At 61.3% G+C, this 23,063-nt stretch carries 16 protein-coding genes; 5 read left to right on the top strand and 11 right to left on the bottom strand.

Annotation, left to right across the window (positions count from 1 at the left end; genetic code table 11):
* Nucleotides 1-34: 34 nt before the first annotated feature.
* From FHX11_RS27225 to FHX11_RS27200, 6 genes are all read right to left on the bottom strand, one after another.
* Entirely contained in the window at nucleotides 35-2,596 is a 2,562-nt protein-coding gene (locus FHX11_RS27225) for an FAD-dependent oxidoreductase (RefSeq protein WP_184363685.1), read from the bottom strand.
* A 238-nt stretch (nucleotides 2,597-2,834) separates the two neighbouring features.
* Entirely contained in the window at nucleotides 2,835-3,386 is a 552-nt protein-coding gene (locus tag FHX11_RS27220; RefSeq protein WP_184363682.1) for a cupin domain-containing protein, read from the bottom strand.
* Between the two features lie 501 nt (nucleotides 3,387-3,887).
* Nucleotides 3,888-4,523, bottom strand: coding sequence for a response regulator transcription factor (locus FHX11_RS27215; protein ID WP_246781165.1), 636 nt, complete (start codon nucleotides 4,521-4,523; stop codon nucleotides 3,888-3,890).
* A gap of 77 nt (nucleotides 4,524-4,600) precedes the next feature.
* Nucleotides 4,601-6,256 carry an ATP-binding protein gene (locus tag FHX11_RS27210; RefSeq protein ID WP_348649741.1) on the bottom strand — a complete coding sequence of 552 codons (1,656 nt, stop codon included), beginning with the start codon at nucleotides 6,254-6,256 and terminating at the stop codon, nucleotides 4,601-4,603.
* A gap of 238 nt (nucleotides 6,257-6,494) precedes the next feature.
* Nucleotides 6,495-8,339, bottom strand: a complete 1,845-nt coding sequence (locus tag FHX11_RS27205) for a methyl-accepting chemotaxis protein (RefSeq protein WP_184363673.1) — start codon at nucleotides 8,337-8,339, stop codon at nucleotides 6,495-6,497.
* 195 nt (nucleotides 8,340-8,534) lie between these two features.
* Nucleotides 8,535-8,966, bottom strand: a complete 432-nt coding sequence (locus FHX11_RS27200) for an Lrp/AsnC family transcriptional regulator (RefSeq protein ID WP_184363670.1) — start codon at nucleotides 8,964-8,966, stop codon at nucleotides 8,535-8,537.
* Nucleotides 8,967-9,096: 130 nt separating this feature from the next.
* Between FHX11_RS27200 and FHX11_RS27195 the strand changes: the two genes are divergently transcribed.
* Nucleotides 9,097-10,194 carry a saccharopine dehydrogenase family protein gene (locus tag FHX11_RS27195; protein WP_184363667.1) on the top strand — a complete coding sequence of 366 codons (1,098 nt, stop codon included), beginning with the start codon at nucleotides 9,097-9,099 and terminating at the stop codon, nucleotides 10,192-10,194.
* Nucleotides 10,195-10,218: 24 nt separating this feature from the next.
* Here the strand turns inward: FHX11_RS27195 and FHX11_RS27190 are convergent, their stop codons facing one another.
* The 5 genes from FHX11_RS27190 to FHX11_RS27170 form a co-directional block, all read right to left on the bottom strand.
* Nucleotides 10,219-11,568: a sigma-54 dependent transcriptional regulator gene (locus tag FHX11_RS27190; protein ID WP_184363664.1), complete on the bottom strand. Its 1,350-nt coding sequence runs from the start codon at nucleotides 11,566-11,568 to the stop codon at nucleotides 10,219-10,221.
* On the bottom strand, nucleotides 11,565-13,385 hold the full coding sequence (locus tag FHX11_RS27185) for an ATP-binding protein (protein ID WP_246781163.1): 1,821 nt from the start codon (nucleotides 13,383-13,385) through the stop codon (nucleotides 11,565-11,567). Before FHX11_RS27185 ends, FHX11_RS27190 begins: the two co-directional genes overlap by 4 nt.
* A 98-nt stretch (nucleotides 13,386-13,483) precedes the next feature.
* Nucleotides 13,484-14,323 carry an ABC transporter ATP-binding protein gene (locus FHX11_RS27180; RefSeq protein ID WP_184363660.1) on the bottom strand — a complete coding sequence of 280 codons (840 nt, stop codon included), beginning with the start codon at nucleotides 14,321-14,323 and terminating at the stop codon, nucleotides 13,484-13,486.
* 121 nt (nucleotides 14,324-14,444) lie between these two features.
* Entirely contained in the window at nucleotides 14,445-15,251 is an 807-nt protein-coding gene (locus FHX11_RS27175; RefSeq protein ID WP_184363657.1) for an ABC transporter permease, read from the bottom strand.
* Nucleotides 15,248-16,204: an ABC transporter substrate-binding protein gene (locus FHX11_RS27170; RefSeq protein WP_184363654.1), complete on the bottom strand. Its 957-nt coding sequence runs from the start codon at nucleotides 16,202-16,204 to the stop codon at nucleotides 15,248-15,250. Before FHX11_RS27170 ends, FHX11_RS27175 begins: the two co-directional genes overlap by 4 nt.
* Before the next feature lie 470 nt (nucleotides 16,205-16,674).
* On the opposite strand from FHX11_RS27170, the gene FHX11_RS27165 reads away from it, so the two are divergent.
* The 4 genes from FHX11_RS27165 (at nucleotide 16,675) to FHX11_RS27150 (ending at nucleotide 23,059) form a co-directional block, all read left to right on the top strand.
* Nucleotides 16,675-18,819: an EAL domain-containing protein gene (locus FHX11_RS27165; RefSeq protein WP_184363651.1), complete on the top strand. Its 2,145-nt coding sequence runs from the start codon at nucleotides 16,675-16,677 to the stop codon at nucleotides 18,817-18,819.
* 142 nt (nucleotides 18,820-18,961) lie between these two features.
* Entirely contained in the window at nucleotides 18,962-20,836 is a 1,875-nt protein-coding gene (locus FHX11_RS27160; RefSeq protein WP_184363648.1) for a diguanylate cyclase, read from the top strand.
* A gap of 208 nt (nucleotides 20,837-21,044) precedes the next feature.
* Nucleotides 21,045-22,418 carry a cache domain-containing protein gene (locus tag FHX11_RS27155; RefSeq protein ID WP_184363645.1) on the top strand — a complete coding sequence of 458 codons (1,374 nt, stop codon included), beginning with the start codon at nucleotides 21,045-21,047 and terminating at the stop codon, nucleotides 22,416-22,418.
* On the top strand, nucleotides 22,415-23,059 hold the full coding sequence (locus tag FHX11_RS27150) for a response regulator transcription factor (protein ID WP_184363642.1): 645 nt from the start codon (nucleotides 22,415-22,417) through the stop codon (nucleotides 23,057-23,059). Before FHX11_RS27155 ends, FHX11_RS27150 begins: the two co-directional genes overlap by 4 nt.
* The last annotated feature ends 4 nt before the right edge of the window (nucleotides 23,060-23,063 follow it).

Below are 23,063 nucleotides of genomic sequence, written 5' to 3'. Positions count from 1 at the left end.
CATTGACACCAAAGCCGGAGGCGAATGGCTCCGCTTAGCTTCTCGGCTTCAGGTTTTCGGCATCATAGAGCGGCTTGTAGCCGATGCCGGCGACTTCGACCGGATAGGCCTCGTTGAAATACTCGACCTGCAGCTTGCGGCCTTCCTGGCAATATTCCCAGGGCAGATAGGCCAGTGCGATATTCTTGCCGATGGTCGGACCGAAGGCGATGGAGGTCGTGTAAGACCGGCGGCCGAGTTCATCGACAAGCACCTTGCCGGTTTCCGGATCGATAACAGGCAGATTGCCGACCGGATAACGCTTGACGCCTTGGCTGTCCGTATTCTCCGTCATGACCAGCGTGCAGAGCATGGCCGGCTGATGATCGCGGGCCTTGTACTCCAGATGCTTCGCCTTGCCGCGGAAGTCGGCTTCCTTGACCTTCGGACGGGCGAGATCGGCTTCGATCAGGTTGTACTGGGTCAGAAGGTCGGCATTCTGCAGGCGCAGGCTCTTTTCCATGCGACGTGAATTCGCATAGGTCTCGACGCCGAAGGCCATCACGCCGGTGGAGCGCAGCGCATCCCAGACGGCAAGGCCGTCCTCGTATTTCATGTGCAGTTCCCAGCCCTGCTCACCGACATAGGAGATGCGGAAGGCGGTCACCGGCTTGCCGCCGATCTCGATCTGCTTGATCGCCGCGAAGGGGAAGTTTTCCGCATCGAGCCCCGCCGGATCGGCGACGACTTTCTTCAGCGTTTCGCGGGCGTTCGGACCCCAGATGCCGATGGTGATGAACTTCTCGGTCACGTCGGTGATGGTGACGTCGAGACCACGGTCCTGGGCGACGCGACGCATATAATGGAAGTCGCGCGGTCCGGCATCGGCACCGTTGATCAGCCGGCAGCGATCGGCCATGCGAATGACAGTAAAGTCGGCCCGCACCATGCCCTCGTCGTCGAGGAAGTGGGTGTAGATGCCCTTGCCGATATTGCCGTCGCCGCCGATCTTTGCCGCGCACAGCCACTCCAGCAGCTCGACATGATCAGGGCCTTCAAGGTCGACCATGTGGAAATGCGAGAGATTGACGATGCCGCAATCCTCGCTCATCGCCAGATGTTCGGCATTGGAGACGCGCCAAAAATGGCGGCTGTCCCACTCGTTCTCGCGCACCGGCACGCGATCGCCGTACTTCTCCAGCAGATGCTCGTTCGCGGCATAACCATGCGCGCGCTCCCAGCCGCCGAGCTCCATGAAATAGCCGCCGAGCTCCTTCTCGCGTTCGTAGAACGGCGAGCGCTTGACGTTGCGGCCCGAGGCGTAGGGTTCGCGCGTGTGCACGGCCGGGAAATAGATCTTCTGGGCAGCTTCGAAGCAGCGGCCCTCGATGAACTCTTCCGTCAGCTGGTGCGGATAGAAGCGCGCATAGTCGATCGAGTTGTGGTCGATCTCGGTGCGTCCGTCGGTCATCCAGTCGGCGATGAGCTTGCCGTAGCCCGGACCGTCCTTCACCCAGATGGCGACGCAGTACCAGAGGCCGCGCACCTTCTGGCTTTCGCCGCAGGACGGGCCGCCGGCGGCGGAAACCTGCAGCAGGCCGTTAAAGGAATGGCCCTCGTTGTAGCCAAGTTCGCCGAGGATCGGCGTCAGCTCCATGGCGCGCTCGAGCGGCTCGATGATCTGTTCCATCTCGAGGTCGCGTTGCGAGGGCGACAGGCGGGCTTCATGCTTTTCCAGAATGTCGCGCGGGTGGCAGAGGCGAGGATTGGTGGTCTCGTAATAGCCCCACTCGATCTGGCCGCCTTCCGTCGTCTTCGGATCGCCGGTGTCGCGCATATAGGCGGAATTGCCCTGGTCTCTCAGCAGCGGGAAGCCGATGTCCTTGCCCGTGCCTTCGAACTCGTTATAGGGACCGAAGAAGGTGAGCGGGTGATCGACCGGCATGACCGGCAGGTCCTCGCCGACCATCTCGGCGATCAGGCGGCCCCAGATGCCGGCGCAAACCACGACGTGGTCGGCCATGATCGTGCCGCGATGCGTGACCACGCCCTTGATGCGGCCACCCTCGACGATCAGCGACTGCGCCGGCGTATTGCCGTATACCTGCAGCTTGCCGGACTTTTCGGCGGCATCCACCAGCTTGCCGGCAACCGTCTGCGAGCGCGGAACGACGAGGCCGGCATCCGGATCGAACATGCCGCCCTGCACCTGATCCTCTTCGATCAGCGGGAACATTTCCTTGATCTCGGCGGGGGTGACGAGGCGGACATTGGTGCCGAAAGCCTTGCCGGAGGAAACCTTGCGCTTGATCTCTTCCATCCAGGTATCGTCACCCGTTCGCGCAACCTCGAGGCCGCCGATGCGGGCGTAGTGCCCCATCTTCTCGAAGAAATCGATCGAATACTGGGTGGTCCAGACCGAGAGATAATCGTGGCTGGTGGTATAACAGAAGTCGGAGGCATGCGCCGTCGAGCCGATATCGGTAGGGATACCGGATTTGTCGATACCGACGATATCGTCCCATCCGCGCTCGATCAGATGATGGGCGATCGATGCGCCTACGATACCGCCCAGGCCGACGATGACGACTTTGGCCTTTTGAGGAAACTCTGCCATTGCTTGCGACTCCACGCTTTGGATTTGCCGAGACATTACCCCGAGCAACTGCGACATCGGAGCTTTTCTGCGACATTATCAAAATGCATCACGACCAGCCCACAGGCAGCAAGAGATTTCCCCGTCGGATTGGGCATGGGCATCGCTTGCAAGCATACGCCGTCCGGATATCAGCGAAAGCCGACAAATGAATTGCCGTGTATCGGTGCCAGAGACGGCGCTACGGCAAGACGCAGCCTTAGTTCGGCGGCGTCGTCGCGGTAACGACCACGCAGATTTCGCTTCCGACATTGCGAAAACGATGAGGGAGCCGGCTTTCGAAGAAATAGGCTTCGCCCGGACCGAGAATCCGCGACTGGTAGCCTACGATGACTTCGAGCTTGCCGCGAATGACAAAGCCCGCCTCCTCGCCGGCGTGGCTCTGCATCATCTCTCCGGTGTCGGCGCCGACCTCATAGGTATCCTCGGTCATCTGCAGCGCGCGACGGCCGAGATTCCTACCCACCTGGCGGACTGTATGCTTGCCGAAGGATGCGACCGTCAGATCCTTGCGGGCGAAGAAGATCCGCCTCGGCCCGTCGATCGCGTCATCGATGAGAGCCGCAAGGGGTGCGCGCAGGCAGACGGCGATTTTCTGAAGGGCGGCAATCGTCGGGCTGATCTCGCCACGCTCGATCTTGCCGATAGTGGCAAGGCTGAGGCCGGCCTGCTCGCCAAGCTCGCCCTGGGTCATGTTCAACTGCTTGCGGATCGCGCGAATCCGGCCCGCGACGTCGATATTTTTTGTCATGCTCTGCGCCTTTGCGGACCCACTCCACTGTTCATATCGGCAAGCACATCGCGATGGGGATGGCGCATTCTTGCCCTGGAGATCGATTGGAAAGAAGGAGGAGAAGGGAATGATGAGAAGGACATCACGGCACGGATGTTCAGCGGATGTGACATGCCGGCATTTCGCCCGGCCAAGGCCGGCGGGCTGTTGAGCAGGCCGTGACGAAATTGCGAAGAGATGAAAAATTTCGTTTCCGGAACATGCGCCGCTCTCAATGATGCTGGGGCCATCGCGGACAGCGACGGCTTCCGCTCCCCGACCATTTGGCCGCCCTCCATGACCGGTCGAAGAAGCAGGCACGTCGATAGCATGCCGCCAATCGGGGAACCATCAGGTGTAGACCTGACAAGAATGCCCAAGCACATGACCCCTGGCGGGATACTCGGCTGGAAATGCTGGTCGCTTTCGCCCTTTGCGCGCAAACATGGGGCGGCGGTTCAGCCGCGCCTGCGACCTGCCTTAAAGCTTGATCAATTTGTTCCGGATCGCGTATCGCGCCAGATCGACCGCCGTGCGCAATTTCAGCTTCCTCATCGAGGAGGTCCGATGGGAATCGACGGTTTTGATGCTGACGCCCAGAAGCTCGGCAATCGTCTTGTTGGACTTTCCCTCCGCGACGAACTGCACCACTTCACGCTCTCTCGGCGTCAGGGAATCGGGATGATCGAACCTCTCTCCGCTTCCCTCGCTCTCGGCGATACTGTCCTGCACCTGTCGGGAAATATAGCTTTTGCCGCCGATCAGCGCCTCGACGCCGGCAAGAAGGCTGGCATCGTCCTCGGTCTTGAGCACATAGCCGCGTGCGCCCGCCTTCAGGATATCCCGCACAAGGCCATGATCCTCATACATCGTATAGACCAGAACGCCGAGCTTCGGCATCTCCCGGGATAGCCGTCGGGTTGCCTCGAGCCCATTGATGATCGGTAGACTATGATCGAGAATGATGATGTCGGCGCCATGCTCGAGAGAGAGCCGAATGGCGGCTTCCCCATCATCGGCCTCGGCGCAGACGCGCCAGTCCGGCCGGCGCGCAAGAGCGGCCCGTATACCGGCTCGAACGATCGGATGATCGTCCGCAATTACGATTTTCGGCATATGCCCAGTCATATTTTCGACTTTCAGCAGTATTTCAGCGCCCTACAGCGGCATCCGGGGCGGCTATGACCCATTCCTCAACGTCCGGTATCCGACGCGTCGTCAGCCTCGCTCACCGGAAAGCGGAGTTTGACAGTCGTACCCTTGCCTTCCTCGCTGACCAATTCGGCCTGACCGGCGCACCTCTCAATGAAATCAGCAACTTGGTTGAGCCCCAGACCATTGCCCGAACCGGGCCCTTTTGTCGTGAAGAAGGGATCGAATGCCTGCTTGCGCACATGTTCACTCATCCCTGTTCCCTCGTCGCGAATGGCGACCTCGGCCCAGGCGGGCCTGTTGTCCGCCTTCCGTTCGCCGACCAAACGAAGATCGATGAAGATCGCGCCGCCAGAAGGCATCGCATCGCGGGCGTTCAAAACCAGATTGACCATCGTCGCGCGAAATTGCGCGTCGTCGATGACGCATATGGCCCTGACATCCGCAAATGTCTTGACGATCGATATTCTCGGGCCTGCTGCCTGCTTCAGGATCGGCAGGACATCGGTGATCAGGCGCGCCAGATCCGTCGCCCCGGCCTGAAACTGCCTGTCACGAGCATAAGATAGCAGCTGATTGACCAGCTCGCGCCCCGAATCCAGCGATCCATCGAGTTCGTCGAGGACGCCGAGCGCCTCCGGCCGGTCGCTGACGGTCGGCCGCAACAGCAGGACAGACGAGCGAATAACCCTCAGCAGGTTGCCCAGATCATGCGCCACGCCGCCGGCAAAACGGCCGATCGATTCCAGCCGCTGCGTCCGCTCCAGCCGCTGTTGTGCCAGCTCCTCGCGACGGCGATACCGCCATGCCAGCCATTGCAGTATCACCAGCAACACCAGAAGTATTCCGGCGCCTGAAAGTTCTATCATGGCATGCGAGCGCCAGGGCTCCATGACGTCATGTTCGTTCAGGGTGGCAAGCATGACGAGCGGAGCACTCTCCAGCCGCTGGTAACCGACCACGCGCCGGACCCCGTCAATCGGGCTCTCGGACCACAAGACGCCGCGATTGCCCCGGGAAAGCAGGCTCTTGAACGGTTCCGCATCCGCAAAGGATTTGGCCACGACGCCCTCGTCTGTCGGAGAACGCGTCAGCAATATTCCGTCGGCGAGCAGGAGCGCGATCGTCCCGTCGCCGACCCACAGCTTCTGGTAGAACTCCTTAAAGTAACGCGGCTCCATTGCCGCGACGACGACGCCCGCGAAACGCCCGTCTTTTCCTTCGATGCGCCGGGTCAGGCTTATGAACCAGCGGTTGACCGATCGGCTCATCAGCGGCGGACCGATATGCAGAGCTGGCGAGCGATCGTCGACATGCGCCTTGAAATATTGCCGGTCGGCAAGGCTGACATGCGGCGTCGTGGGATAATCGGTGTCGTGGGTGATGAATCCGTCGGGTCCGATGACAAAGATCGCCCGGACATAGGGCAGCGTGCTCAACCGATTATGCAGTTCGGCCCGAAAATCGGCGTCGTTGTCGGGCAGCGACGGATTATCCGAAAGCTCCTTCACGATATCCTGGATATTCAGATCGATCGACTGCACCGTCCTGGCCGTTTGCTCGGACAGGACATGGACCAGATTGAAAACGGTTCTTTCGCCATCTTGTCGCGCCGCCCAATAGCTTCGCCACAGCTCCGCGGACAAAAGCCCAGCTATACACAATGCCAAGATCAATGTCGGCGCCGATTGTAGCACTCGGCGGCGGATCTTTGGCCATGTGGTTCCTCGTGCGTCGGACTCCAGGAAATACCCCTATAGCTATATCAAGGGAACCTTACGTATCGGGCTTAATCTCGGCAACATAAAAATCACGGCTACCGGCGCCGCCCCGATCCTCAGCGATACCGGCGGCAAGAATGGCGCTTGCATTCTTGCCGCTGAGCGGATCGAGATGGCTGGCGGGGGGAATCGCGGCCGCTGCCAATCGCCTCGATCAGGCCGCTTGCCTCTGCCCGCCATGACGCTGCGAAGGCGCATCGATACGGAACTGCCGCAAGAGCTTCATCAGCGTATCGGCCTCTTCGGCAAGTCCACGGCTGGCCTGCGTCGTTTCCTCGACCATGGCCGCGTTCTTCTGGGTCATCTGGTCCATGGCGTTGACGGAACCATTGACCTCCTGCAACGCGACAGCCTGGTCCTGGCTGGCGGTCGCGATGGTTTCGACATGCTTGCTGATCGCGATGATTTCCTCGCTGATCGAGGCAAGGACGCTACCGGTCTTCTGCACCAGCGCCGAGCCGGCGGTGACCTCTCCGGTCGATTTTTCGATCAGCCCCTTGATCTCGCGGGCGGCTCCAGCCGAGCGCTGGGCGAGATCGCGCACTTCCTGCGCGACGACTGCGAAACCCTTGCCCGCTTCGCCGGCGCGTGCGGCCTCGATGCCGGCGTTCAGGGCAAGCAGGTTCGTCTGGAAGGCGATATCGTCGATCACCTCGATGATCTGCTCGATCTGCTGCGATGCCTGCTCGATGCGCGACATGGCGGCAACCGCATCCCCGACGACGGTGCCGGAACCATCGGCGGTCTTCTTGGTCAGCGCGACGACGCCATTGGCCTCACGAGCCCGTTCGGCCGACGAACGGACGGTGACGGTGATTTCCTCCACCGCCGCGGCGGTTTCCTCGAGATTGGCCGCCTGTGCCTCGGTCCGCTTGGAGAGTTCATCGGCGGAGGAGCGCATCGCGCTGCTGTTGCGCTGGATGACGGTCGCGCTGTCGCGGATATGGGTCAGTGTATCCTGCAGACGGATGAGCGAGGCATTGAAATCGATGCGAAGCTGCTCGAGACGGCCGACAAAGGGCGTTTCGATGGTCAGCGAAACGTCGCCCTGCGCCAGGCGCCCGAGGCCGGCGGCAATCTGGCTGACGGCAAATTCGATCTGTCCGTCGAGAATGCGCTTGTCCTCGTCGTTGCGCGTGCGCTCGGCCTCGGCGAGCGTGCGCTGCTCGGCCGCACGCGTTTCCAGATCGAGGCGCGCGCGCGCACTGTCGCGGAATGCCTCCAGGGCGCGGCCGATTTCGCCGAACTCGTTTCTTTTCTCGACGCAGGGAATGACACCGTTGAAATTGCCCGCCGAAATCTCGTGAACCGTCTTCGTCAAGGCCTGCAACGGCCTTGTCGCGCGGCGGATGGCGACAAAGGCGAGAAGGCCGACCAACGCCATGACCGCGCCCCCGGCCGACAGCACGAGGAGCTGCAGGTGGTTCAGATGCGCGAAATAGACTTCCATCGGGATGCCGATGAACAGAATGCCCACATTGGCACCCGCGGCATTCTTGACCGGGAAATAGCCCGTCATGAAATTCCGTCCGAAGAGCTGCGCCGGACCATAGTAAGCCTCACCCTTGGCAAGCACGGGCTGGGCGGGGTGGTCGGCAGCAAGTTTGGTGCCGACCGCGCGGCTACCGTCCTGCTTCTTCACATTGGTCGAAACGCGAACATAATCGCCGTCCTGCTTTTCGAAAATCGTCGCAACACCGGCAATCGACTGTGCCACGCGGTCAACCAGATCATGGTCGGCGAAGGTGGGGATCTTCTCCTCGGTCACCGAAGCGAGATCGGTGTCCTTCAGCGCGATCTTCGCGGCCCCGTCGCCTCCCGCATAAAGGATCGCCATCGCGCGGCTGGCGTCCCTTGCGTCGGCAACGGCGCTATCCATCACGTAGCGGCTGAGATTGTAATAGGTCACAGCAACGATTGCGGCCGTACTGGCGGCGAGCAGACAGAGTGTGATCGCAACGACCTGACGCACGATGGATGTCGATAGAAAGCGCAGCATTAATATCCCCGGTAGATATGGCTTAGATTAGCATAGACAAAACTCATTAATACTTTGACTAAACCGGCAATTGTGAGGGCTTTCTAATGCAATGCGCGGGCTCTGCCGGCAAAACAGGCAGAAGACAAGCCGTCGCATGAAGGATAGTTCGCACGCGCGGTCGCAATCCCAACCGGCACGCCCAAGAGCAGGGGCTCAGCGATCGATGCGGGTCGACAATATGATCGACGACAGCGTCTTTTCCACGCCGTCGATCTCGCCGATCTTGTCGATCACCCGGTCGAGCTCGCTGATGGATGTGGCGGCGACCATGGCGATCATGTCGAAACTGCCGCTGACGGAATGCACCGAACTCACATTCTGGATCGCCTGCAATTGCTGGGTGACGCGGCCGAGCATCTTGGCTTTCAGGGTGATCAGCACATGCGCCTTCACCAGGCCGCTTTCATAGGCCTCCGACAACCGGACGCCATAGCCGGTGATGATGCCATCCCGCTCCAGACGCTCGATTTTTGTCTGCACCGTGGTACGCGACAATCCGAGCTTGCGCGCCAGCATGGCCGTTGACATGCGCGCATTCTCACCGAGCAGCAACAGCAATTGCCTGTCCTTGTCGGCCAACGTCATATTGATCACCTTGAACGTCGATTCGCTTAAAATAGCTTATCGGATCGATCGATCCGACACTATGAATTAACAGAAGCGTTCGGGATAAAGAAACCATAAAAATTTCTCGGATCGCTATAGGGGACTTCATATGCGAGACATCGTCGTCATCGGCGCAGGCAAAATCGGCTCCACCATCGCGCGCATGCTCGTGCATTCGGGCGACTACCGCGTGACCGTCGCGGACCGCAGCGCGGAGCTGCTGCGCCAGCTCGAAACCGGTCCGGCGCTTTCGGTTGCCCACATCGATATCACGGACGCGACGGCGCTCGCCTCGCTTCTTGCCGGCAAATTCGCGGTTCTGAGCGCTGCCCCTTTCCATCTGACCGTGCCGATCGCTACCGCGGCGGTCGCCGCCGGCGCCCATTACCTCGATCTGACCGAGGACGTTCAGTCGACCCGCAAAGTCAAGGCGATCGCGGAGACCGCGAAGACTGCCGTCATCCCGCAATGCGGCCTGGCCCCCGGCTTCATCTCGATCGTCGCCAGCGATCTCGCCAGCCGCTTCGACACGCTCGACAGCGTGCGCATGCGTGTCGGCGCCCTGCCCCAATTCCCGTCCAATGCCCTGAACTACAATCTCACCTGGAGCACGGACGGCATCATCAACGAATATATCGAGCCGTGCGAGGCCATCGTGAACGGCCAGATCACGGAAGTTCCGGCGATGGAAGAGCGCGAGGAATTCTCGCTCGACGGCGTCACCTACGAAGCCTTCAACACCTCCGGCGGCCTCGGCACGCTGTGCGAAACGCTGGAAGGCAAGGTCAAGACGCTGAACTACCGGACGATCCGCTATCCCGGACACGCGGCGATCATGAAGGCGCTCCTGAACGATCTCGGCCTGCGCCACCGCCGCGAGGTGCTGAAGGACATTCTGGAGCATGCCCTGCCCTCGACGCTGCAGGATGTCGTGATCATCTTCGTGACGGTCTGCGGACGCCGGAACGGACAGTTGGTGCAGGAAACCTATGCAAACAAGGTCTACAGCGCCAAGATCGCCGGACGCACCATGAGTGCCATCCAGATCACCACGGCATCGAGCATCTGCGCGGTTCTCGATCTTCTCTCCAAGGGCGAGATATCGGCGACGGGCTTCGTCAAACAGGAGGAGATCAAGCTCGACCTCTTCCTGAACAGCCGCTTCGGCCGCCACTATGAGCAGGAGCGGGTTCTGCTGGCAAGCTGACGCTATCCGTCGCCGCCTCGGGCGTCAGCCGAAATCCTTGTGCTTCATGCTCAGCCGCTTCAGCTTTTCATTGAACGTCCTGTGCGGCACCTGCAAGCGTTCGGCGGCAAGGCTCGCTTTGCCGCCGGCCGCGTTCAGGGCCTGTTCGATGATCTGAAGTTCAAACTGATCGACAAGCTCGGACAGGGGACGGTCGTCCATCGGCGGATGGTCCTGCCGGCCGGCGTCCGGCTGCCAGTCCAGCCCCAGGGCGCGGCGTTCGGCCAGAAGCTTGAGCTGCCGCACGTTGCCGGGCCAGCCATAGCCGAGGATGAAGCGGGTTTCCTCGGATGTCAGAGGCTGGACGCTGCGCTCCAGACGCTTTGCCATGGATTGCGCGAAATGCTCGAACAGCAGCAGCGCGTCGTGGCTACGCTCGCGCAAGGGCGGAATGTCGATCTCGGCTGCCACCAGCCGATAGTATAGATCCTCGCGAAACTGCCCCTGCGAGGCGCGCTCGCGCAGATCCTCCTTCGTCGCCGACAGCAGCCTTATGTCCACGGGGATTTCCTTGTTCGATCCCAGCCGGGTGATCCTGCGCTCCTGCAGAACGCGCAACAGCTTTGCCTGCGCGGATAAAGGCATGCTTTCGATTTCATCCAGGAAGATCGTACCGCCATTGGCGAATTCGAACTTGCCGATGCGTGTGCCCGACGCCCCAGTAAATGCCCCGTTCTCATGGCCGAAGAGCTCGCTTTCGACGATATCGAGAGGCAGCGCCGCGCAATTGATCGCGACATAGGGGCCGGACTGGCGCGGGCTGCATTCATGCAGCAGCCGGGCGACCACTTCCTTGCCGGCGCCGGTCTCCCCCTTGATGAGCACATCGACAGGATAGGAGGCGAGCTGCTCTATTGCCGCCTTCAGCCGGACAGCCGCCTGATCGGCGCCGAGCAACTGCCGCTCGATCCTTGCCCGCGTCGCATTGCCCTGTTCCAGCGAGACGAGCCGCCGGCGCAGCCGCGTCTGTTCCAACGCATTCTGCAGCGTGCCGATCAGCTGTTCCGGCACATAGGGCTTGGTCAGGAAATTGAATGCCCCGGCCTGAATGGCCGCGACCGCCATCGGAACGTCGCCGTGGCCGCTGAGGATGATCACCGGCAAATCCGGCCAGCTCTTCCGCACGATCGCAAGCAGTTCGAGACCGGACATGCCCGGCATGCGCACATCCGAGATCACCAGATCGACCGTTGTGGTGCGCAAAATGCGGAGCGCCTCGTTGCCGTCCTTGGCCTGGATCACCTCCAGTTCGTTGAGCGAAAGCCATTGGGCGAGCGAGCGGCGCAGCGCCGCGTCGTCCTCGATCAGCAAAATGACCGGAAGGGTCTCCGTCATCCCTCACTCCTTTCGCGGCGACGCGATACGCTGCTGCCGTTCTGCCTCAGGCGCAGGACGAAGCTGGCGCCACCCAGCGGTGACCGGTCGAAGGACAATGAGCCCCCGTGATCGTTGGCAATGCGGTGCGCCGTCGCCAGGCCGAGACCGAGGCCTTCGCCCGGCAGTTTGGTCGTATAGAAAGGCTCGAACAGTTGTGTTCCCATCTCGGCGGCAATCCCCGGACCGTTGTCGTCAACGGTAATCATGCACCACGCCCCGTCCGCCCGTCCGCTGACATGAATGGCCGGGTCCTTCCGGTGTCTTACAGCATCGACCGCATTGGTGAGAAGATTGAGGACCACCTGCTCCAGTTGCGCGGCACTGCCCTGCACCTTGAGCCGGGCATCGATATCCTGCGACACGTTGATGCCGAGATCGGAAAACCGAAACTTCAGCAGTTTCAGCGTGCGCTTGACGATCGCGCCGAGATCGACATCGACGAATTCGTCGTCGCTGCGGCGTGCCAGCCGCTTCAACTGGCCGGTCAGATCGGAAATGCGGCCGACGACCTCGTTCATCGTGTCGATATTTTCCTCGATCGGCTCATATTGCTTGCGCTTCAAGAGCAGCCGCGTGGAGGCGATATAGGTCGACAAGGCCGCCAGGGGCTGGTTGATCTCGTGGGCAAGACCGGCGAAGGCCTGGCCGATCAGGGCCAGTTTCTCTGCCTGCGAGAGATTGCTGCGGGTGACGCTCAGCTGCCGTTCAGCCTCCTTGCGCTCGGCGATTTCCCGCTCGAGCAGGTCATGGCTGAGCTTCAATTGCTGGGTGCGTTCGGCAACGCGATGTTCGAGCTGCTCGAAGGCCCGCCTTGCCGCCAGACGGCCGCGGCGCCTCTGCACCGCGATGGTGATGCCGGCGAGCACAAGCAGGCCGGCCAGCGCCGTGGCGACGGCGACAATATCGTCCTGCCGCCTGATGTCGGCGAGATCGGCGAAATAGATCAGCGTCCAGCCCTTCTCACCGAACGGTGCCTTGACCTGCAGGCGCTGCTCCGACGCCCCGTCATTTCCGACCGTCGCCAGATCGAAGCCCGAGGATTGAACGACGCGGATCTTCGGTGCCAGCGCCGCGTCGCCATAGCGGCGCTCCTGCTTCAGCTGCGCCAATGCCGTCGGCGAGATCGGTACGGTTGCCGTATAGCGCCAATCCGGTCGCGAGGAGAGGAAAATGATACCCTCGCTATCCGTCATGGCGACCTCTTCGCCGGCATCGTGCCACTGCTTTTCGACCGGCAGCAGGTCGATCTTGACGATGGAAACACCCACCACCCTGTCGTCGACCTTGATCGGTACGGAGAGGAAATAGCCCGGCTGCCCCGTGGTCGCGCCGATCGCGTAATAGCCGCCATTGCCATTGGCCATGGCATCGCGGAAATAGGGCCGGTAGCTATAGTCATGGCCGACGAAACTGTCGGGCGTGTCGTAGTTGCTCGAAGCGATCGCCAGTCCCGTCGTATCGGTGACATAGAGCGCCACCGCGCCGGAAGCGTCGGCAAGGCGCGCAAGGAAGCGGTTGATGTCCGGCCGCTTCGCCTGCGCCATGCCGGAGCGGAAGAGATCCTCGATCTCGCTGGAGCGCGCCACGACGTCGGGCAGGTAGCGGAACCGTTCGATGCGGGTCGAAAGCGTGGCGGAAATCAGCTTCAGCCTCTCATGCGACTGGACCGCCGCCTCACGCAGCCCGTATTTGCGCGTCATATCCTGAACAAGCGCCGGCATGCCCACGCAGAGGATCGCGAGCACAAGCGCCAGTATCAGGTATTTCCATCGCAACGGCGTCCCCCACCCATGCTCGATCGCGGCATCATAACAGGATGAGCCGCGTGACGAAGGAGCATTGGACATCTCCAATCACGCAGCCTCCCGATCTGTCAATCCAGGGTCAGCCCCTTGCGCTCGTCCAGCGCGAAGCGATCCTGCTCGGCATGGACGATCTGCGCCAGCTCCCGCTTGATCTCGTTGAACTCGACCGAGTTGGTGTCCCTGGGATAGGGCAGTTCGATCGCGATGTCCTTTTTGATCGTGCCGGGCCGGTAGGTGAGGATGACGACGCGCGAGCCTAGATAGATCGCCTCCTCGATGGAATGGGTGACGAAGACGATGGTCTTGCCGACCGCCTGCCAGATACGCAGCAACTCGTCCTGCAGCGAGCGCCTCGTCAGCGCATCGAGCGCGCCGAACGGCTCGTCCATCAGCATGATCGGCGGATCGAGCGCCAGAACGCGGGCAATCGCCACACGCTGGCGCATGCCGCCGGAGAGATCCTTGGGGAAACGCTGGCGGAATTCCTTGAGGCCGAGGAGATCGAGAAGCTGATTGACGGTCTCGGCGATCTGCTGCTTGCCCAGACCGCGTATCTCCAGCCCGAAGGCGATATTGCGCTCGACGGTCATCCACGGAAACAGCGCATATTCCTGGAACACCATGCCGCGATCCGGCCCCGGCGCGGCGACGGCCTTGCCGGAGACCTCCAGCGTCCCCGTCGTCGGTAGCGAAAAGCCGGCGATGGCATTAAGCAGGGTTGACTTGCCGCAGCCGGAAGGGCCGAGAAGGCAGACGAACTCCCCGGCGCTGATTTCAAGATCGATGTCCTTCAGCGCGGTGACCGAAGCCGGCTCCTTGCCGAAGATCTTGTTGACGCCGCGCGCGAGAATCTGGGGCGCGGAGGCGGTGGCCGCCTGCGGGGCGAGATTTGCAGAGGTGATCGACATATGGTTCCTCCCTGTCGCGAACATTGATGGATCAATGCCATCGCGCCGGTCCGATGTCCCCTCCATCCATCGGGACAGGCGGACCGGCAGATTGAAGACAAACGACTGTGGCTGCGCCGGATTACGACTCGATGCCGCGATGCCAGCGCAGGAGATGGCTGTTCAGCCGGTTGACGCCGAGATCGATGGCAAGGCCGAGCAGGCCGATGGCGATCATCCCGGCAATCACCTTGTCCGACCACATATATTCGCGGGCTTCGAGGATGCGGTATCCGAGACCACTGTTGACCGCGATCATCTCGGCGACGATGACGACGATGAAGGCCGTGCCGATGCCGATGCGCATGCCCGTGAGAATATACGGCGTGGCGGCCGGCAGGATGACCCGCCGGAACAGCGTCAGCCTGTCCGCCCCCAGATTGGTGGCCGCCCGCACATAGATGCTGTCGACGTTGCGCACGCCACTGATCGTGTTGATCAGCACCGGAAAGAAGGCGCCGATGGCGATCAGGAAGATGGCCGGCGGGTTGCCGAGGCCGAACCAAAGGATCGCCAGCGGAATATAGGCGATCGGCGGGATCGGCCGCAGGAACTGGATGACCGGGTTCAGATAGCGCTCGATCGTGCGATCCGTACCCATCAGCAGCCCCAGCGGCAATGCCAGGCCCGCTCCGACGACAAAACCCAGGACGACGCGCTGGAGGCTTGCCAGCAGATCGCCCAGAAGCTCGCTCGACATGACCCAGGCACCAAGGCCGCCAGCTTCCTGGAGGCTTTGCTCGGGCGCCAGATAGAGCCAGAACCGCTCCAGGATCGCGACGGGGGACGGCAGGATCTCCGGCCTGACCAGGCCGAAGACCGACATCAATTGCCAGACGATCAGCAGGACGACCGGAACGGCCAGATTCTGAAACAGCCGCTTCATCATTTCAGGGCGCTTTCCAGCAGGTCGGTCTTGACCCAGTCGGTCGCCTTCGGCGGATTGGCGAGCTTGCCGACGCCATATTTCACCATCAGGTCGGTGGTGATCTGAACATGCTCCGGCGTGATCTCATAGCTGTAGGGCGAGTTGCCGATGGCGTCCTTGAAATCCTGCGGCGTGATCTGGCCCTTGAACATGTCGTTGATGACGTATTTCTCCGCCAGATCCGGCTTGCCGATGAAGGTCTTCGTCGCCTCGACGAAAAGCTTCATGGTGCGCTCGGCAACGTCGCCCTTCTTGTAGAAGTCCTCCGAGAAGACCAGCGAACGCACAGGCATGCCGATCGGCGTATCGTAGGGCTTGAGGATCTCGACGCCGAAGGCCTTGTTGATCGCCTGGCTCGCCTGCGGTTCCGACTGGCTCATGGCATCGATATCGCCGGCCATCAGCGCTTGGTTGAGGTCGGCATAGGCCATGTAGAGGATCTGCACGTCCTTGCCGGGCTTTTCCGACCAGGTCAGGCCGGCCTTGTCGAGTTCGGCCAGCAGCAGCAGTTCCTGGGCGCCGCCGCGGGCAACGCCAACCTTCTTGCCTTTGAATTGCGCGATCGAGGTGATGCCGGATTTGCTGCCGGCCACGATGCGGGCGCCACCCTTGGCGAAACCGGCGACGGCATAGATCGGCACGCCCTTGGCGCGGCCGGCGATTGCCGCGTCGACGGCGCTTGCGGCGACATCCACTTCGCCGGCGACGATGGCCGGCAGGATGTCGATGCCCTTGGCAAAGAAGCGCTCCTCGATCTCCAGATCATATTTCGGAGCCAGCTCCTTCATGTAGGAGATCGCACCGTAATGGGCGAATTTCAGATTGCCGAGCCGGACCTTATCGGCAGCGTTCACGGATGTTGCAGCCATAAGGGCAACGGCGGCCAGCAGCAGCCGGCGCTTCAAACTGTTCATGTTTTCCTCCCAAAAACAGCGATCCACAAACGGATCGCCAATACGGGAGCAAGGCATGTGCCAAATGCCCGCCGGGATGGAGACCCGCCGAATTCCCACACGAGACGTTCCCGCTAACGTACGAAAAACTCTAAGATTTCGAAATTTATCGACGATCGCGTCCCCAGATTTGATCGTGGAGAGGGATTCGGCCGCAACCCTTCATCCGGCAAGAATTTGCCAGATGGATTCCGCCAGCAAGCAAAATATTGCCAGAACCGTCAGAGATCAGACTTCGATGCCTCGCACGATGACGTTCGATCCTTAAAACAGCTGGATCAATGCGACCCAGGTCCAACAGGCTTGTTAACCACGCCCCTTAATCGCGCCTACACGATCATCAGGTAGATTGAGGATGCAGCGCATTGCGGACATGATGTCTCCTGCAGTCTCGCCGACATGATCCCCCCAATCTGTACCTCGGACTTTTCATGTCGCTCAACCGCGCAACTGGGCAGGCGCGTGCCCAGACGTCTTCCGTGTTCGCCGTGACCGCCTGCTTCCTTTTGATCGCACTCGTGCTCACGGGACTTGTAACGCACGTCCTTACGACAATGACACGCTCGGCAAACGAAATGGACGATGCCCGCGCGGGCCGCGCCGCGCAGGCCGGGGTGGCGGCGCTGATCTCGCGTCTCAGCGGCACCACCACGGACAACGCCGTATGGGACGATGCCTATAGTGCAATCGGCTCGGCGACCGCGGCAGACTGGGCCTACACAAATTGGGGCAAGACCAGCGCGAACTATCCTCTCTATGACGGCGTGGCGGTGATCGGTCCGGACGGCGCGGTCATTTCGGCCTATTCCAAGGGCAAGCCCTTCCAGCCTCATGACCTTTTCGGAGAAGCCTTCGATCGCCAGATCGAAGCCGCCGCCGGCCCAAGGCAGGAACCTGTCATCAATTTCATGAAGACCGAGAGCGGTGTTGCCCTCGTGGCATCGCAGGCAATCCAGCCTTTCACGCCGGGCGTGGAACTCCCGAAGCTCAGCGTGCTCAGCTTCTACAAGGAGCTGACGTCCGATGTTCTCAACACATTGTCGGACGAACACGAACTTGAGGAATTGCGCCTGGCGCCCGTGCCCCCGCAGAACCTCCTCAGCACGCCCGTCAGGGATATCGACGGCGTGGCGATCACCTATCTCGTCTGGCCCAGCAAGGCACCGGGAACCGCGGTGCTCCACAATGTCTATCCCTATATCGCGACGGCGGTCGTCATTCTTGTTCTCTTCCTGGGAGGCGTCCTGTTCGCCGGCAGGTCCGAGGCACGGCGCCTGCGCGCGCTTGCGGAAGCGGCCCGTTTCGAAGCCAGCCACGATAGTCTCAGCGGCCTGCTCAACCGGCATGGGCTTTTGAGCGCACTCGACCATCTGGGCAATTCGAGCAATACGGCGATGTCGCTCTACCTGATCGATCTCGACGGCTTCAAGGCCGTCAATGACGCATGGGGGCACGCCGTCGGCGATGATCTGATCCGCATTATCGCCGACGCACTGCCGAACTGTCATCGCGACATCGCTGCCGCGGCAAGGCTCGGCGGCGACGAGTTCGCGCTGGTGCAGGTCGGGTTCGCCACACGCGAAGAGGTGGAAAAGGCAATTCTCGACCTCTTCATGGAGCCTTTCAAACTCGATGGGCGGACAATCGAGGCCGGCGCCAGCATTGGATCGGCAGCCAGTGCCGCAGACATCGCTCCGTTGGAACTTCTGCGCCGGGCCGACATGGCTCTATATCGCGCCAAGGAAAACGGAAAGGGCCATGCGGTCGCCTATAATTCGGCGCTCGATCAGGATCGTCAGCGGATCGCCGAACTGGAAGGCGAGCTGAGAAATGCTATCGGCAGCGGTATCATCGAACCCGCCTTTCAGCCCCTGGTGTCCGCGTCGACGGGGATGATCACCGGCCTTGAAGCCCTGGCGCGCTGGCCCAGCGCGAGGGGCAACATCAGCCCCGAGATCTTCATACCGCTGGCCGAAAAATCCGGCCTGATCGACGCCTTGGGCATTCACATGCTGCGGCGGTCGATCGCGCATGCAAAGAACTGGGATGGCCTGACGCTATCGGTCAACGTATCGCCGATTCAGCTGTGCAATCCGGATTTCGGCGCGCAGGTGATCGCCGTCCTGGAGGATTTCGGTTTCGATCCGGCCCGGCTCACCCTGGAGATCACGGAAGGTGTCCTCATCACCAATCCGGATCAGGCGCGCCGGTCGATCGACCAACTCAAGAACATTGGCATCCGGTTCGCGCTCGACGACTTCGGCTGCGGTTATGCAAGCATCGGCGCGCTGCGGCAATTCGGTTTCGACCGCATGAAGATCGATCGGTCGCTGGTGTCGGGTGTCGAGGCAGCCGGAAACGGAGCCGACGTCTTGCGTGCGACCATTTCCCTGGCCACGGCGCTGGGAATTCCAGTCACGGCCGAAGGCATCGAAACCGCTGAACAGGCAGCGGTATTGCGCGACGCCGGATGCGACCAGCTTCAGGGATACATGGTCGGCAAGCCCGTATCGGCCGACGAGATTTCGCGAAAGCTGCTCCAGGAGGATCTGCGATGGGAACGAGAGCGCGCGTAAGAAAGCCCGGACAATATCGATCCGAGGCAATGTTCGGCGCGCCTTGTGAAAAACATTGGCAGGCGGCCCGAAGCAGGATCCGTCTTTCAATCTTTCTCAAAGAATTCAAGCTAGTTTTCCTTGAATTCTCAGGAAGAGCATCATGGTCTGGCAGGTTTTAATCGGCAACGTCACGGCTGTTGCGCTTCTGATTTCGGTGTGGATGCATCTGCACTATAAGTTCCACCGGCTGAGCGCTGCCCAATCCAATTTGGCTTTCGGCCTGATGATGGGCCTGGCAGCTCTCGTATCCATGTTGCTCTCCGTCAGGATCGATGCGGGATATTATCTCGACCTGCGCTCGACGCTGATCACCATTTCGGCGATATATGGCGGCCCTCTCGCCATCGCGGTCACGGGCCCGATGACGCTCGCCGGTCGCGCCTATATGGGCGGCGTCGGCATGGTGCCGGGACTTATCTCCATCACTATCCTCTCGCTCGTCTCATTGGCCGTGCACTTCCTGCTCGGTCGTTCGGCCGCCCGTCCGAGGGGAATCTGGATCGCCGCCCTGACGGTGACTGCGTTTTCCTTGACGATGAGTGTCCTCTTCGATGCGCGCGGCACCGGTTTCGGAACGATCAGCCTGCTGATGACAGGCCTGAAGTTCATTGCCACATTGCTGGCCGCCTCGGTGATCACCTATTTCCGCGGCTTTACGATCGAGCGCGACATGCTGAGAGCCGCGCTGACGCAAGCGCCCGATTTCCATTATGTCAAGAATCTCGACAGCGCGTTCGTGGTGACCAACCTCAACGTTGCGCGTCAACATGGCCGCATGCGCTCGTCAGAAATGGTCGGACTGACGGATTTTGAGCTTTATCCACGCGATATCGCCCAGAAATACTTCGATCGCGAGCAGGCGATCATGGATACCGGCGAGCCATTGGTGGATTTCGAGGACTATCTGCCTGAAGAAAACGGCCCAGGACGCTGGTTTCTCATATCAAAGGTTCCTCTGCGTAATCGCCATGGCGATCTGATCGGATTGGCCGGCGTGACCCGCGACATAACCGAAAGGAAGCGGCTGGAACAGGAGCTCCTGGACAGCAGGAACCTGCTCTCGCAGGCGATGGCGGAAATGTCGGATGGGTTGGCGATGTTCAATCCCCAAGGGCGGCTGCTCTTCTGCAACGAGCAATATCGCGCCGCATTCCCCCGTTCCGCCTATGCGCGCCAGCCCGGTGTGCATATCGCCGACATCGTGCGCGCCGTCGTTCGCAACGCCGAGCGCATCGACGTCGACACCGATGTCAGCGAGGAGTGGATTCAGGCCGCCGCACAGCAGCTGTTCCTCGAGCGCGATACGGAAATTCCGATGTTCGACGGCCGCTGGCTCAGCCTGCGCACGCGTCTTGCCGCCGACGGCTCCGCACTCGTCGTCGTGTCCGATGTCACGGCGATGAAGCAATCCGAGGAACATCTGAAGAAGCTCGCCGAAGACATGCGCGGACTTGCCGAAACCGATGCCCTCACCGGCATCGCCAACCGCCGCGCCTTTGACAACGCCGTCGCCCGGGAGTTTTCCGGCATTACCCGCAACGGATCGCCGCTGAGCCTGCTGTTGATCGATATCGATCATTTCAAGGCTTTCAACGATACCTATGGCCATATCGAAGGCGACCGCTGCCTGCAGCAGATCAGCGCATGCCTGACGGCCGTTTGCAAGCGCCCATCGGATCTCGCGGCCCGCTATGGCGGCGAGGAATTCGCCATTCTTCTTCCGGGGCTCGACGCCGATGGCGCGATGCATGTGGCCGAAGCCCTTCGCGCCCAACTTCACGGACGTGCGATCCCACATCGCGCCAGCGCGAAATCCGTCGTCACCGCCAGCATCGGCGTGGCGAACGTCGGCGCGACGTCTTTCCTTTCGACCCCGTCGGAGCTCATACAGGCGGCGGACCGGGCGCTCTACGATGCCAAAACAGGCGGGCGAGACCGCATAGCGGTGTTTCCCGCGCCGACAAGAGCGGCGTGACAGCGCTCTCTATCGTGCAACATCCTTATTTACCGCCCGGCGGCTCCGAGAACGCCTCCTATCGCCGGAGCCAGGCGACATGCTATCCGATTGGGCAACCCCAGACTTGACCGCACGCTGTCCTTGCCGCCTTAGTGAACGATATTTCGGCGGTTCGTGACGTGGAGTGAGATGCGCGAACCCGACCGGGCCATGGGAGGAGATCTCTTTGACGCTAAGATACCAGATCATTGCGCTTGCGATCATTCCGCTCGTGATCGCGATCCTGGCGATCACGAGCTTCATCACCTGGCAGTCGGCGAACCTGACCCAGGACAATATCGCCACCTTCCAGCAGAACATGCTGAAGGCCAAGGAAACAGAAATCCTCAACCTGACCCATCTCGCCCTGTCGGCAACCCAGACGACCTACCGCGACGCGTCCGCCGACGACCAGGCCGCCAAGGACAAGGTCGCAGCGATCCTGGCCTCGCTCGACTACGGCGAGGATGGATATTTCTTTGTCTACGACTATGACGGCAACAATATCGTCCATCCGCGCCAGAGCTTCAGGCATGGGCGCAACTGGCTCGACCTGACCGATCCCGACGGCGACAAGGTGATCGCGGAACTGATCGCCACCGCCAAGGCGGGCGGCGGCCTGCATCAATACAAGTGGCAAAAACCCTCCAACGGCCAGATGGCCGATAAGCTCTCCTTCGTCGTCAGCCTCGACAAATGGCGCTGGGTCGTGGGAACCGGCGTCTATCTGGACGACGTCTACGCGCAGACGGCGGCGGCGAATGCGAGCATGCGTGACAGCATCAAGAACACCTTCGTGATCGTGGTGCTGATTGCGGTGCCCGCCGTTCTCGTCGTCTTCACGACCTGCATGCTTCTGACCTTCCATGAGCGGCGCCTGGCCGACGGCAAGCTGAAGGCGCTGACCCAGCGGGTGATCGATACCCAAGAGGAGGAACGCGCCCGGCTTGCCCGCGAACTGCATGACGGCATTTCGCAAAACCTCGTCGGCGTGCGCTATGCGATGGACCTCGCCGGACGGAAGGTCAGGACCGATGTCAATGAGGCGGCATCGACCATAGATCGCGGCGTCGAGGCTCTCAACGGCGCGATCAAGGAAATTCGCCGCCTGTCCCACGATCTTCGCCCCCGCGTGCTCGACGACATGGGACTGACCGCGGCGCTTCAGGCGCTGTGTCATAACTTCCAGGAGCGAACTGGCATTGCGACGGATATCGAGGCTTCCGACTTCGTCGACCAGCTGAAGCCCGAAGCCAGCACGGCGCTTTACCGCGTGGCGCAGGAGGCGTTCACCAATGTCGAACGGCATTCCGGTGCCCGCCATCTCGCGGTCAAGCTCTGGAGCGAAGACGGACGCGCCCGCATGATGATTTCCGACGATGGTACGGGCTTTGGCGAGGAGGCAAGCCCCGGCGGTCTCGGCCTGCGCAACATGCAGGAAAGAATGGCACATTTCCGCGGCCTGCTCCTGATCGAGAGCACGGCGGCCGGCACGACCCTGACGGCGCTGATGCCGAAATCGGCCAATATGCAGCCACACGACCAGGTCAAGGCCGCATGACCGCCCCCGCGAAAATCAAGGTCCTGCTGATCGACAACCATCTGGTGCTTCTCGACGGGCTGAAAGCCGTGCTCGAGAGCTTCGATCACATCGAGGTCGTCGGCACGGCGGGGCTTGCGCAGGCCGGCCTCGAGATCGGCCGCAAAGTCCGGCCCCGGGTCGTCCTGATGGACATCAACATGCCGAAGCTGAACGGCATCGACGCCATCGAACTCTTCCGCAAGGAACTGCCGGAGACGAGCATCGTGATGCTCACCATGCATGACAGCCGCGAATATATTTCCTCGTCGGTGATGCGTGGCGCCGCCGGCTACGTTCTCAAGGACGTGTCCAGCGACGAGATCGTTCGGGCCATCGAGACCGTGGCCGACGGCGGAACCTATTTCTCGTCTGGTGTCGTCGACGTGCTCATGGAACGGGAGAGCGGGAATGACGCAGACCCGCTGACGCCGCGCGAACGCGACATTCTCGGCCTCATCGGCTCCGGCAGGAGCAACAGGGAAATGGCCGAGGCCCTCGGCATCACGCCGGCCACGGCCGAAACCCATCGCAAGAACCTGAAGAAGAAGCTCGGCATTGCGACGACGGCAGGACTGATCCGCTATGCGCTAGATCATGGCATCGGTGTGAAAACGGAGTGATCGC

The sequence above is a fragment of the Rhizobium sp. BK602 genome, from assembly GCF_014195095.1.
In the GTDB taxonomy this organism is placed as follows: Bacteria; Pseudomonadota; Alphaproteobacteria; order Rhizobiales; family Rhizobiaceae; genus Rhizobium.
Note: the sequence above shows the minus strand (reverse complement) of the source record. Positions and strands in the feature narration are given on the sequence as shown.